This is a genomic window from Pseudochrobactrum sp. AO18b (assembly GCF_000409565.1).
Classification (GTDB): domain Bacteria; phylum Pseudomonadota; class Alphaproteobacteria; order Rhizobiales; family Rhizobiaceae; genus Pseudochrobactrum; species Pseudochrobactrum saccharolyticum.
In genome coordinates this window covers 1-12028 of the sequence record NZ_ANNO01000105.1, presented here as the reverse complement: position 1 = coordinate 12028, position 12028 = coordinate 1, and the positions used below count along the sequence as shown (strand labels likewise).

Below are 12028 nucleotides of genomic sequence, written 5' to 3'. Positions count from 1 at the left end.
CGCCCCCCCCCGCTGATTTTCAAAGACAGGTTTACTGCTGAATGTAAGTGAACTTACCGTCAGCGCCTTTTTCCCACTTATACATGACATAGCCCGGCAGCTTCGGATCGCCTTTCTCATCGAAAGAGATATCTCCGAGCACAGTCTTGAATGTGCCGGACTTCAGTGCTTTCGCAACTGTTTCCGGATCATTGCTGCCTGCAGCTTTCGCTGCACCGGCCAGCGACTGCATCGCGGCATAGGAGTAAAGTGTATAAGCTTCAGGCTCGAAACCGGCATCGCGGAACTTCTTCACCAGATCAGCATTGGCCGGATTGTTGCGCGGATCAGGACCGAAAGTATTCAGAGTTCCTTCAACCGCATTACCGGCAATGGAAGCCAGCTCATTGGAGACGATACCGTCACCGGAAATGAACTGCGCTTTCAGACCCTGATCGCCGAGCTGACGAATAATCAGACCAGCTTCCGCGTGCATACCGCCCCAATAAATAACGGTAATGCCTTCCTGCTTCATTTTTGCGATCAGTGCCGAGAAGTCCTTCTCGCCAATATTCACACCTTCATACAGGGTTTCTTTCATACCTGCTGCATTGAGTGCTTTCTTGGTTTCATCAGCCAGACCCTGACCGTAAGGGGTCTTGTCGTGAACAACAGCCACTTTGGCGTCTTTGAACTTTTCAGCAATATACTGACCTGCAACAATACCCTGCTGGTCATCGCGGCCGCAGGTACGGAATGTGTTCCACATACCGCGATCAGTATAAACAGGGTTGGTCGCACCTGGTGAAATCTCCAGAATGCCGTTTTCCTGATACACTTCCGAAGCCGGAATTGTTACGCCGGAGTTAAAGTGTCCGATAACGAATTTAACACCGTCAGCGGCAAACTTGTTGGCAACCGAAATGCCCTGTTTCGGATCGGAAACGTCATCACCAAGAGTGAAAACGATTTTCTCTCCGTTCAGGCCACCTTCAGCATTGATGACTTCTGCTGCAGCCTCGGCTCCTTTTTGAATCTGGAGACCATAAACCGCGTTCGGTCCGGTCAGCGGTGCGCCGATACCCACCAGAACATCCGCAAAAGCCGAGCCGCTGAAAGCCACGAGAGCCGACACTGCTACGCTGTAGAATAAAGATTTTTTCATATTAACTGCTCCCATTACAATGATTATGCCGGAAACCGTCTGCCGCAGATCAGTTTCCTTGTTTTATTAAATACGGAGATCAAAGTTTTGCCGTGCAATACCGATGATCGGCCGGTTATTTTTATTACAATCATTAAGCAGAAACCGGTTTCCCGGGCAGTTCATACCGGAGTGTTACACCGGCGTATCACAATACTCACTTCGTTCCCGCAAAGCGGAATATTGCAATTTCAAACACCCCCAAATTCAATAATCAGCTCAGGGATGTTGTTTCTTGGTTCCCTTAAATCGCCTGTTATTTCGACTTATAGGAAAATGGTGAAGTCTGTTCATAGAGCCAGTTATATTGACGCACCATCTGCTTCACCTTTGTGAAACGATAGCCAAGCGTGCCAATCACCAGCAACACAACAAAATCGACCAGATAGTAATGCAGCGACAGCAATGTTCCTTCAAACATTGCAAAATGAATAAAACGAACCATCGCTGTCAAAGGCAGGAGATAGAGCACAAACATTGCATATGGACGCCATGTTTGTGCGCAGGCCCGCCCTGTCATCCATGCGGCCCAACCGCCGAGAATGCAGGTAATCAACAAAAACAGCCAGAATGACGGCTCTTCATAGAGAATGCCTTGCATCAATAATTCTCCCCAATTCACCGGATTTCTGAACGAAATTTCCGGCTGGTGCAGTTTCCGGAAGTGAGGCTGATTTTTAGCGCCCCGGGCTTGTCAGAAACTGCGTTAATTCGTCTAAAGCTAAACATTATGAAGAGTGCCGGACAATTTGTCTGTCCGGCTTTCTCATCAATGACGTCCGCCTTCCAGATAGGCTGCGCGGACTTCCGGATTTGCCAGAAGCTCCTGCCCGCTGCCGCTCATAGTAATCACACCATTGACCATCACATAACCGCGATGAGCAAGTTTCAGCGCACCGAAAGCATTCTGCTCCACCAGAAACACAGTCAGTCCAGTGGTGCGGTTCAGCTCTTTAATCGCCTCAAAAATCTGTTTGACGATCAGTGGTGCCAGACCAAGTGACGGTTCATCCAGCATCAGCAATTTTGGCCGCGCCATCAATGCACGGGCAATCGCCAGCATCTGCTGCTCACCGCCCGACAGAGTACCACCGCGCTGATTGATACGCTCTTTAAGACGCGGAAACAGATCAAACATCAGTTTCACATCTTCATCAAAGTATTTTTGATTATCGAGACTGGCACCCATTTGCAGATTTTCCATCACGCTCATGCGCGGGAAAATACGGCGCCCTTCCGGAGACTGCGCAATACGCAGTTTTGCAATCTCGTGAGGCGGCATAGAAGTAATATCTTTGCCCTCAAAAAGTATGCGTCCGGTGCGGGCACGCGGTGTACCGAAAATCGTCATCATCAGAGTTGATTTTCCGGCACCGTTTGCACCGATCAGCGTGACGATTTCACCGGATTTAACCGTGACATCAACACCTTTCAGCGCGCAGATATTGCCGTAATAGGTTTCAACCTTATCGATAACCAGAAGCGGGTTCTGAGCCTGCATCATTTACCCCCCTCAGTTTTCTTCGTCGAATCTGTCTCTTCGGATGTCTCATGGCTGGACGGTACTTTGCCGGCTTCCACGCGGGATGAGAATTCCGTTTTTCCGCCGCTGGCCAGCTGACGTGCCTGCCCTACCCAGTCTTCACGGGCAATACGGCCGTCAAAGCTCAGATACATCTCAGCCTGTTTGATTTCAGCTTCTGTCCACGCAGCAATCTGATCGAAATGATAGATGCCATGCGCATTGAGCTTGGTCTCATTGACGCTGCCGATCCCTTTAATCAGGGTCAGATTATCAGCAATACCGCCACGCGGGGCATCCAGACCACCGGCCAGATGCTCCGGTGCAGCAACCTCATCCGCAGGATCAACATCTGCAAGCTGTGTGACCAGCTGATCGACTTCACCGACGTCACCGCCGGAGCCTTCGATCAGATCCGTTACCTCATCATCATCAACACCGAGATAGGCGGCAATAACTTTAGGGTCATTCTGCACAAAGCTCGGAGCGCCGTCAGAGATTTTCGTGCCATATTCAAGCACAATCACATGATCGGAAATTTCCATAACCACCGACATATCATGCTCAATCAACAGAATGGACGTGCCTGTCTCTGCACGAATATCCAGCAGAAGCTTGTTAAGCTCCGCAGATTCACGCGGGTTCAGACCAGCTGCCGGCTCATCAAGACACAGCATTTCCGGATCGGTGCACATAGCACGGGCAATTTCCAGACGGCGCTGATCGCCATAAGGAAGATCACCTGCCGGATCATCAGCACGATGGATCAGATTGATCTTCTCAAGCCAGATACGGGCTTTTTCAACTGCGTCTTTCGCTGCCTTTTTATAGCCGGGAAATCCGAGCAGCCCCAGAAAGGTAAAGCCGGATGACACCATCAGCGGATTATGCTGGGCAACCAGCAGGTTTTCCAGAACTGTCAGACCTGTGAAAAGGCGGATATTCTGGAAGGTACGGGCAACCTTGGCTTTTTTGGTAATCACAAAATCCGGCATCCGTTCCAGCAGGAACTTATCGCCGTTTTTATGCTGCATTGTCACCATGCCGCCGGTCGGCTTGTAGAAACCGGTCAGGCAGTTAAACACAGTGGTTTTACCCGCACCGTTCGGCCCGATCACCGCAGTGATCTCGCCGCGCTTGGCTTCAAAGCTCAGATCATTAATTGCCACCAGACCGCCGAAACGCATGGAAAGATGCTCGACTTTCAGAATGGTATCGGCGTTTTGTCTTTTTTCAGCAAGTTCAGAATTTGCCATAGTATTTATCCCCGCCATCAACCGTGACCTTCCTTGGTAAAGGAGCCGGACACCAGCTTACGCTCATTCAGGAAGGCGCTTGGTTCACGATGACCGACAAAACCACGCGGTTTCCAGACCATCACAACAACCATAGCCAGACCGAAAATCAGCATACGATAGAGTTCCGGTGTAAAGCTTTGGCCGAACACGGCTTTCAGGAATGAAAGTTCGCGCAGGATTTCTGTACCGCCGATCATCACGATTGCAGCAATCGCAATACCGATCAGCGATCCCATACCGCCAAGAACCACGATAGCAAGAATAACCGCAGATTCGAGGAAGATGAAGGATTCCGGGCTGACAAAGCCCTGACGCGCGCCGAAGAAGGCACCGGCAAAGCCGCCAAACATCGCGCCGGTTGCAAAGGCGGTCAGCTTGGTTGTTGTCGTATTGATACCCAGCGCACGGCAGGCAATTTCGTCCTCACGCAGTGCTTCCCATGCACGGCCGATCGGCATACGGCGCAGGCGGATTGTGACCCATGCGGTCAAAAGCGCCAGCAGCAGAATGACGTAATAGAGGAAGATTTTATAATGGGCTGCGGAAAATTGCAGACCGAAAGTGGCAGCAAAACCATCAGGACCGGCTTTGAACGGAATACCGAAGAAGGTGGCCTTGGCAATACCCGACACACCATAAGTACCCTTGGTGACCGCCGTCCAGTTTATCAGCACAAGTCTGATGATTTCACCGAAAGCCAGTGTCACGATCGCAAGATAGTCCCCCCGCAGACGCAGCACAGGGAAGCCGAGAATAATGCCCCAGAAAGCTGCGAGAATACCGGCAACCGGCAACAGCGTCCAGAAAGACAGACCGAAATAGGAAGACAGCAATGCGTAGGAATAAGCACCGACCGCATAGAAGGCCACATAACCCAGATCCAGCAGACCGGCGAGACCGACAACGATATTCAGCCCCCATGCCAGCATGATGTAAATGAGGATCTGTACGCCGAAATTATCCACCCATTTCAGGGAGCCCTGAAAACCAAGTGTCAGAACAATCAGCACCGGATAGATAAACAGGAACAGGATTGCCAGTTTCGAAAAATTCTTACGGAAGAACGAAACATCACCGCTGGCAACAACCTGTTTTTCGGATTTCCCGCGTTTTGCCATATAAGGCACAAGAAATGCGCGGTGCAGAAAACGGCCGATACCTGCAAGAGCTACGAGGGTAAACAACAGCCCCCAACGCTGAACCAGCACCAGTTCGTTGTTGATGTTCTGCTCGGTTTTGAAACCGACGATCAGTACGAACAGGCCGAATGCCAGAATGGCGGCAATGATACCTTCGCGGATACCGGCTGCAAAATCTGACGGTTCAGCCTTCGGTGCACCCGCCGGAGAAGTTTGAAAAGCATTGGTCATGTTACACCTTTTCAACTTCTGGACGGCCGAGAATGCCGGAAGGCATGAAGATCAGCACAATCGCAAGGATCGAGAACGCAGCAACATCTTTATAATCAATCGAGAAATAGGCAGACCAGAGCGCCTCGATCAGACCGATCAGCAAACCACCGATTACAGCGCCCGGAAGCGAGCCGATACCGCCGAGAACCGCTGCGGTGAACGCTTTCACACCCGGAATAAAGCCGTCTGTAAACGAGATAACCCCGTAGAATGTGAGATAAAGCGTACCGGCCACAGCGGCCAGTGCGGCGCCCATAACGAAGGTTAGGGAAATCGTGCGGTCAACATTGATACCGAGCAGCGATGCCATTTTACGATCCTGTTCGCAGGCACGCTGGGCGCGCCCCAAGGATGTACGGTTAACAATATACCAGAAGATTGTGAGCAGAACGATGGTAACTGCAATGATAACGATCTGTTTCAGCGAGATGATAACACTGGTACCGAATAATGAATAAGAGTCATTAATCAGCGAAGGGATCGGTTTGTTACGCGGACCCTGAGTTACCTGCACGAAGTTGGACAGCGCAATGGACATACCAATTGCTGTAATCAGCGGTGCAAGCCGGAAAGACCCGCGCAATGGCCGGTAGGCGACCCGCTCAATGGTCCAGCTCCACATACTGGTCAGGATCATAGCGACAATCATCATCAGCAGGATTGCAAGTACGACAGGTACTGCACCAACAAATGTTGTCAGCAATAAAAAAACAATAAGCGCCATAAAGGCGCCGAGCATAAAAACATCACCGTGAGAAAAATTGATCATGCCGATAATACCATAAACCATGGTATAGCCGATGGCGATCAATCCATAGATCGATCCGAGCGTGAGCCCGTTGATCACTTGCTGGATAAAATATTCCATTGCAAAGTCACCCTTTTATGATCTGAATTATTGTCACCTTTAACAGGCTCTTCCCTTATATTTCAGATCGTTTACTCCTACTGCACAATCCGGCAGGCAAAATCCGCCTTGGTACCGCCCAGCATTTATAGATCCGCCGCATGTCCCGAAGGACAGACCGGCATTATTCATTTCAGCATTTCAGGCAAAATTCTCCCCCGATAGTTTCTGCGTAGTCAGACAAGCTTCCCTCTGTCTTTGGCTGAACATGCGCCAAACCGGATAGCTCGCATACACAGAAACTATAGAAATAACGACTAGTAATATAGTATTATATTCCCCCTGCTCTGCTCCTGAAATTTAAGATTACTCATAATTTATTGCCGGTCAATCGCCCTTCTGCATTGTTTCAAAGATTGAACAATGTTCCGTTTGCGACGTCTTTAACGAACTACAAATCCGTGCGCGAACGGATCGCGGTCATCAATAAAAATCGTATTATATCCGGTCATGCGCGCCCAGCCGGCAACTGACGGAATTATCGCTTTCTTATCAGCGACTTGCACCTCTGCCTCCACACGTCCGTGGAATAGTGATCCGATCACGGATTCGTGAACAAAATCATCGCCTGCCTTCAGCTCTCCGCGTGCCGCCAGCTGTGCCATACGCGCCGAAGTACCGGTGCCGCATGGTGAACGATCAATCGCTTTTTCCCCGTAAAAAACGGCATTTCGTGCATGAGCTTCCGGTTTCGTCGGTTTTCCTGTCCACAAAATATGGCTGAGGCGGTTGATATCAGCCAGTTCCGGATGCTGAAATTTATACAACTCATTGAGTCGCTGACGTAAAACAGGGCTCCAGCCGATCAGATCCAGTACCGAATAATCGGCAAGATCCGTGTAATTTTGTTGCGCCTCAACAATTGCATAGAAATTTCCGCCATAGCTGACATCAACTTTCAGCGGGCCTAGATCAGGACATTCCACTTCCAGACCTTCCGCATAGAGAAATGCCGGAACATTTGTCAGCCGCACGCTCTCCACATACTGGCCGTTCTGCTCATATTCGATTGCGACTTTACCGGCCGGTGTATCCAGATTGATCTTGCCCGGTACTTTCGGCGTGATCAGTCCCTGCTCAATCGCCATGGTTACAGTACCGATCGTGCCATGTCCGCACATCGGCAGGCAGCCCGATGTTTCAATAAACAGCACTGCCACATCGCAGTCTTCCCGTGTCGGCGGATACAGGATCGAGCCGGACATCATGTCATGACCGCGCGGCTCAAACATCAGCCCTGTACGGATCCAGTCATATTCGGCCAGAAAATGAGCCCGCTTTTCCATCATAGTTGAGCCATGCAGGTTCGGCCCCCCGCCGGCAACAAGCCGGACGGGATTCCCGCAGGTATGACCATCAACACAGAAGAAGGAATGTTTTGCCATGATGTTTCTCAAAAACGTTTTGGACTGAAAGCACTGACGGGCAGTGCGGTTGTTTCGTGATTAAGCAGTTGTGTCACCAGCCGTGCAGTTGCCGCCGACTGTGTCAGCCCCAGATGTCCATGGCCAAAAGCATAGACAATATCATTGGAGGCTGAAGAATAGCCGATCACCGGCAGTGTATCCGGCGTTGAAGGACGATAGCCCATCCATTGCCGTCCGCCCTCAATATTCATCTGCGGCAGAAACTGCTTTGCTTTTTTCAGCATAGCCTCAGAGCGCGCATAATTCGGCGGCAATGTCAGCCCTCCGAGTTCGACCGCACCGCCCACACGCACACCGGTTGTCAGCGGTGTAATCACAAAGGCATGGCCGGGGAAAGTCAGCTGACGGCGGATGTCATAAGCCCCGACCGGCAGTGTCGTATTATATCCGCGTTCTGTTTCCAGCGGCACCGCATCGCCCAGCTGGGCACTCAGATGATGTGACCATGCCCCTGCGGCAACAATGAGTTTTTTGCACTGCAGCTTACTGCCGTCAGCCAGCGTGACTTCAGCTCCGCCCTGCATATGCGCGATTTTAGTAACCACACCCTGACGGTAGCGGCTGCCGAGTTTCTCTGCATAAGCCCACAGAGCTTTGCCATAAAGTTTCGGATCGGAGACATTTTTCCATTTCGGAACAAAACAGCCAACCACAAAACGCGGTGATAATCCTGGCTGCAAGGCTGCCAGTTCAGCGCCACGCACCACAGTATAATCAATGCCCGCCTGTTTTTTGGCTTCCCAGCCCGGCATAGCCGCCTGCAACTCAGCTTCACTTTCATAAAGCTCAAGATTGCCTTCATGATGGATCATGTCCGTCACACCGGCACGTTCAGCCAATGCCAGCATTTCGCGTTCGGCAAGCTGCATCATCTGTCCTTGCACAACAGTACTGTTGCGCAAGGCCGAAGGGCTGCTCGCACGCCAGAAGCGATAAAGCCATGGCAGCAATTTCAACAAGTAAGACGGACGGATAGCGAAGGGCCCCAGCGGATCCATCAGCCAGCCCGGCACTTTTTTCATCACACCTTTGGAAGCGAGCGGCAAGACTTCAGAAAATGCCAGTGCCGCCGCATTACCGGAACTTGTCTCCTCACAAATACCGGTACGATCCACAACCAGCACAGAATGCCCAGCCTCACTCAGCACAGCTGCTGCAGCGATACCGACAATACCTGCCCCGATTATAATAATTTCAGAATTATTCTGCTTCCCATCCACATTGACGCTATCGACCGACGCCATGTGCCCTCCTGCCTGCTACACTTATTGTTATTTCAGCTGGTGCAGACCTTACGCCGTAAAATACATTCTTGCTATGAAAAAACCCCGATTATTTTTGAATTAACCGGGGTTCAGATTGTCAGATTTTTGGCAGTTCAGGCCGTGTCGCCAGAGCCTGTTTTACAATCTTTTCAACCTGTGCGCGGCGCTCTCCGCTCAGCGGCTGGCGCGGCAGACGAACACGGTCATTCGACTGAATCGCATGAACTTCAATCAGCTTGAGATTTTGCACCAGATAGGTTGAAACATCGAGATCAAGCAGCGGACGCATCCAACGATAAAGCGGCAGCGCTTCATCATAACGCTTCTGTTTGATAAGCTGATACAGAACCACAGTTTCACGCGGCAGCGAAGTCACAACACCGGCAACCCAGCCGATTGCACCGGTTGTCAGTGCTTCAAAAGCCAGATTATCTACGCCGGTGAAAAGATCAAAACGATCGCCAAACTGATTGACGATATCGATTGTGCGACGGATATCATCCGAGGATTCCTTGATCGCAACGAACAGATCGTCCTTCGCCAGTTCCTCAAGGCATTCACCGGTCACATCCACACGATAGGCCATGCGGTTGGAATAGATCATCACCGGCAGACCACCGGCAGCAGCCATGGCTTTCAGCGTAGTGACAGTTTCCTGAGGATTGGTGAAATAGATCGGGCTTGGCACAACCATCAGGCCGTCTGCACCGGCTTTCGCAGCAGCTTTGGCAGCAGCAGCACCTTCACGTGTACCGGCCTCGAAAACGGTCATCAGCACCGGACGTTTGCCGGCAACCGCACGGGCGGTTTTGAAAACCTCCAGCTTTTCCTCTCCCGACAGCATCGGGCCTTCACCCAGTGAGCCGCCGACAACAAAACCGTCAACGCCCGCATCAATCTGCAGACCAAAGCAACGCTCCATCTCTTTATGATCCAGAGCATCATTTTCAGTAAATTTTGTTGTGACTGCCGGAAAAATACCTGACCACATAATCATTCTCCCAATTGATATATTTCTGATATATCTAAATTCAGAATGCGCGTCAATTAAATTCTGCACGGGATAATGCAGACTTATAAACAATCGCCCAGCCAGGACGACCGGCACTCATATTGAGAAAACCAGCTTCTTGTAGTATCTCTCAGAAAAATATCATTGAAATTTATACATCCTGCATATTGCGCTTCAGCGATATCGGCTTCGCAAAAACTAAAAGCAGAGCACAGCTTGCCACAAATTCTGCCGGCAGCAGAACTGCTATCAAGAACAAGGATAAAGCCTTTATGTCAGGGCAGTCAGACTATTCCGACGACCAGCAGACAGTAACCGCACTCAGCCTCTCGGATCAGGCTTACCGGCTGCTCGAACGCCATATTGTTACACTGCAGCTGCAACCGGGAAGTGTTACCAATGAACGTGTCCTGATCGAGCTCACCGGCATGGGCAGAACACCGGTGCGCGAAGCTATTCAGCGGTTGGCATGGGAAGGCCTTATGGAAGTGCGGCCGCGCTCGGGTATTGCGATTACGGCCCTTGACCCTAAGGATTTCACCAAGGTTCTGGATGCCCGCGAAGGTGTCGAGCAAATTCTTTGCCGCGATGCAGCGCGTTATTCCGGTGCTTATGAGCATGAGAAACTGCGCGAAGCTGCGATCATGATGAAGCAAGCCGCCACAACGCAGGATATCCCACTGTTTCTGGACGCCGATAAAGCGTTTGATGAAGTTCTTGGCAGCGCCTCACTCAACAGCTACGCCACACGTCTGGCCGCGCCTCTGCAAAGCCACAGCCGCCGCTTCTGGTTCCGCCTGCGCCGTGACAACAGCCTGCAGGATTCTTCAACCGCCCATACGCAGATGATTGACGCAATTGTCTCCCGCGATGAAGCAGCCGCCATTGAAAGCGCAAAACAGCTCATCGCCTATCTGCGTACACTCACCCCATAAGTGCCGTAATTGCTGCCGATAAGCCTGTTTCATCTCCGAAAGGCTTATCGGCTATATGTTTGTTTTTAATTCGCATTTTTCATTCAAATTATTAACAGCACCTTGCCTGCTATTCCTGTTCAGCAGTACCGGTTTTACGCAAACAGCTGAGAGTGATTATCAGGGACCGGTTGTGACCAGCTGCAAGACCATTGGCACCCTTGCAGACAAATGGGACAAAACATCCGAACAATGGCCGGAAATTATCCTGCAGGCAAAAGTCAAAGCTGTACATGAGGCCAATCCGATTGCCGTAACAGAGCTTTGCCCGAACCAGAGACTGCAAGTCATCTGTCTTGAATATGACAATAGTGCATTGAAAGCCGGAGATCATGTGGAAGTCAGCGGGATGCTAACCAACAGCTTTGAGGGTGGTGTAGTGATTGACCCCTGCTCCACCCGCTTGCAGCAGGACTAAGTTCCTCCTATTCGGCCATTCAAACAGGTAATTTATTAAATACAGGAACTTATTTCGCGCTGCATCGTTATCTCTTTGAATAGTTTTCTGAACCGGAAGATACCCGTCTCCGGTTTATGGCCATCACACAAGGAGATCACTATGGCTTCCAAATTACGTAATGATGCAGAAAAGACATTTGAAGACCAGATTGCGGAACTGAAAAGCGAACTGGCTTCGGTGACCAAGAAACTCTCCGAGCAAGGTTCTGCATTTTACGATGATGCCCGCGAAAATGCATCCGAAACCTATGAAAATCTCCGTAAACGCGGTCGCGTTGCAGCAAGAGAAGTCAGACATCAGGCACAGGTCGTGACCGAAACAGCCAAAGAAAATCCTTTGGCAACCGCAGCGCTTGTCGCCGGTATCGGTCTGGTGCTGGCTCTGTTAGCCCGCCGTTAAGAGAATAATTTTCAGCAAGACAGGAGTGATCCCTGTAATACGGGGATCGCTGAACAACACTGCATATCTGAGGTCTTATGAATAAAAACGGATTATATATTCTGCTCGGAGCGCTCATTGTAATTATTATAGGCTTTTCGATTTACACCTATCAGCAGGAATCCAAACC

12 protein-coding genes are annotated in these 12028 nt (G+C 50.6%); 3 read left to right on the top strand and 9 right to left on the bottom strand.

Annotated elements, in window-relative coordinates:
* Nucleotides 1-31: 31 nt before the first annotated feature.
* From A918_RS0104565 to A918_RS0104525, 9 genes are all read right to left on the bottom strand, one after another.
* The gene (locus A918_RS0104565) at nucleotides 32-1144 is read right to left on the bottom strand and encodes a branched-chain amino acid ABC transporter substrate-binding protein (protein ID WP_028233388.1); all 1113 of its coding nucleotides are present in this window, start codon (nucleotides 1142-1144) and stop codon (nucleotides 32-34) included.
* Nucleotides 1145-1439: 295 nt separating this feature from the next.
* Entirely contained in the window at nucleotides 1440-1784 is a 345-nt protein-coding gene (locus A918_RS0104560) for a DUF6867 family protein (RefSeq protein ID WP_022709909.1), read from the bottom strand.
* 168 nt (nucleotides 1785-1952) lie between these two features.
* On the bottom strand, nucleotides 1953-2684 hold the full coding sequence (locus A918_RS0104555) for an ABC transporter ATP-binding protein (RefSeq protein WP_370637837.1): 732 nt from the start codon (nucleotides 2682-2684) through the stop codon (nucleotides 1953-1955).
* On the bottom strand, nucleotides 2684-3961 hold the full coding sequence (locus A918_RS19440) for an ATP-binding cassette domain-containing protein (protein ID WP_022709907.1): 1278 nt from the start codon (nucleotides 3959-3961) through the stop codon (nucleotides 2684-2686). The genes A918_RS0104555 and A918_RS19440 overlap by 1 nt, the downstream gene beginning before the upstream one ends.
* A gap of 17 nt (nucleotides 3962-3978) precedes the next feature.
* Nucleotides 3979-5373, bottom strand: coding sequence for a high-affinity branched-chain amino acid ABC transporter permease LivM (gene livM, locus A918_RS0104545; RefSeq protein ID WP_022709906.1), 1395 nt, complete (start codon nucleotides 5371-5373; stop codon nucleotides 3979-3981).
* 1 nt (nucleotide 5374) lies between these two features.
* Nucleotides 5375-6283, bottom strand: a complete 909-nt coding sequence (locus tag A918_RS0104540) for a branched-chain amino acid ABC transporter permease (RefSeq protein ID WP_022709905.1) — start codon at nucleotides 6281-6283, stop codon at nucleotides 5375-5377.
* Nucleotides 6284-6705: 422 nt separating this feature from the next.
* Nucleotides 6706-7707 (bottom strand): 4-hydroxyproline epimerase, encoded by a 1002-nt coding sequence (locus tag A918_RS0104535; protein WP_022709904.1) that lies wholly within the window; start codon nucleotides 7705-7707, stop codon nucleotides 6706-6708.
* A gap of 8 nt (nucleotides 7708-7715) precedes the next feature.
* Complete coding sequence (locus A918_RS0104530) at nucleotides 7716-8993, bottom strand: FAD-binding oxidoreductase (protein ID WP_022709903.1); 1278 nt, start codon at nucleotides 8991-8993, stop codon at nucleotides 7716-7718.
* A 118-nt stretch (nucleotides 8994-9111) separates the two neighbouring features.
* Complete coding sequence (locus A918_RS0104525) at nucleotides 9112-10005, bottom strand: dihydrodipicolinate synthase family protein (RefSeq protein ID WP_028233386.1); 894 nt, start codon at nucleotides 10003-10005, stop codon at nucleotides 9112-9114.
* 293 nt (nucleotides 10006-10298) lie between these two features.
* On the opposite strand from A918_RS0104525, the gene A918_RS19435 reads away from it, so the two are divergent.
* From A918_RS19435 to A918_RS0104510, 3 genes are all read left to right on the top strand, one after another.
* Nucleotides 10299-10961, top strand: coding sequence for a GntR family transcriptional regulator (locus tag A918_RS19435; protein ID WP_051138983.1), 663 nt, complete (start codon nucleotides 10299-10301; stop codon nucleotides 10959-10961).
* Between the two features lie 172 nt (nucleotides 10962-11133).
* The gene (locus tag A918_RS0104515) at nucleotides 11134-11418 is read left to right on the top strand and encodes a hypothetical protein (RefSeq protein ID WP_156831381.1); all 285 of its coding nucleotides are present in this window, start codon (nucleotides 11134-11136) and stop codon (nucleotides 11416-11418) included.
* A 141-nt stretch (nucleotides 11419-11559) separates the two neighbouring features.
* A complete protein-coding gene (locus A918_RS0104510) occupies nucleotides 11560-11859 on the top strand; it encodes a YqjD family protein (RefSeq protein WP_022709899.1) in 300 nt (99 codons plus the stop codon).
* The last annotated feature ends 169 nt before the right edge of the window (nucleotides 11860-12028 follow it).

Coding starts and splice junctions, on each gene's coding strand:
- A918_RS0104565 (WP_028233388.1), bottom strand. CDS start 1,144: ATGAAAAAATCTTTATTCTACAGCGTAGCAGTGTCGGCTCTCGTGGCT.
- A918_RS0104560 (WP_022709909.1), bottom strand. CDS start 1,784: ATGCAAGGCATTCTCTATGAAGAGCCGTCATTCTGGCTGTTTTTGTTG.
- A918_RS0104555 (WP_370637837.1), bottom strand. CDS start 2,684: ATGCAGGCTCAGAACCCGCTTCTGGTTATCGATAAGGTTGAAACCTAT.
- A918_RS19440 (WP_022709907.1), bottom strand. CDS start 3,961: ATGGCAAATTCTGAACTTGCTGAAAAAAGACAAAACGCCGATACCATT.
- livM (WP_022709906.1), bottom strand. CDS start 5,373: ATGACCAATGCTTTTCAAACTTCTCCGGCGGGTGCACCGAAGGCTGAA.
- A918_RS0104540 (WP_022709905.1), bottom strand. CDS start 6,283: ATGGAATATTTTATCCAGCAAGTGATCAACGGGCTCACGCTCGGATCG.
- A918_RS0104535 (WP_022709904.1), bottom strand. CDS start 7,707: ATGGCAAAACATTCCTTCTTCTGTGTTGATGGTCATACCTGCGGGAAT.
- A918_RS0104530 (WP_022709903.1), bottom strand. CDS start 8,993: ATGGCGTCGGTCGATAGCGTCAATGTGGATGGGAAGCAGAATAATTCT.
- A918_RS0104525 (WP_028233386.1), bottom strand. CDS start 10,005: ATGTGGTCAGGTATTTTTCCGGCAGTCACAACAAAATTTACTGAAAAT.
- A918_RS19435 (WP_051138983.1), top strand. CDS start 10,299: ATGTCAGGGCAGTCAGACTATTCCGACGACCAGCAGACAGTAACCGCA.
- A918_RS0104510 (WP_022709899.1), top strand. CDS start 11,560: ATGGCTTCCAAATTACGTAATGATGCAGAAAAGACATTTGAAGACCAG.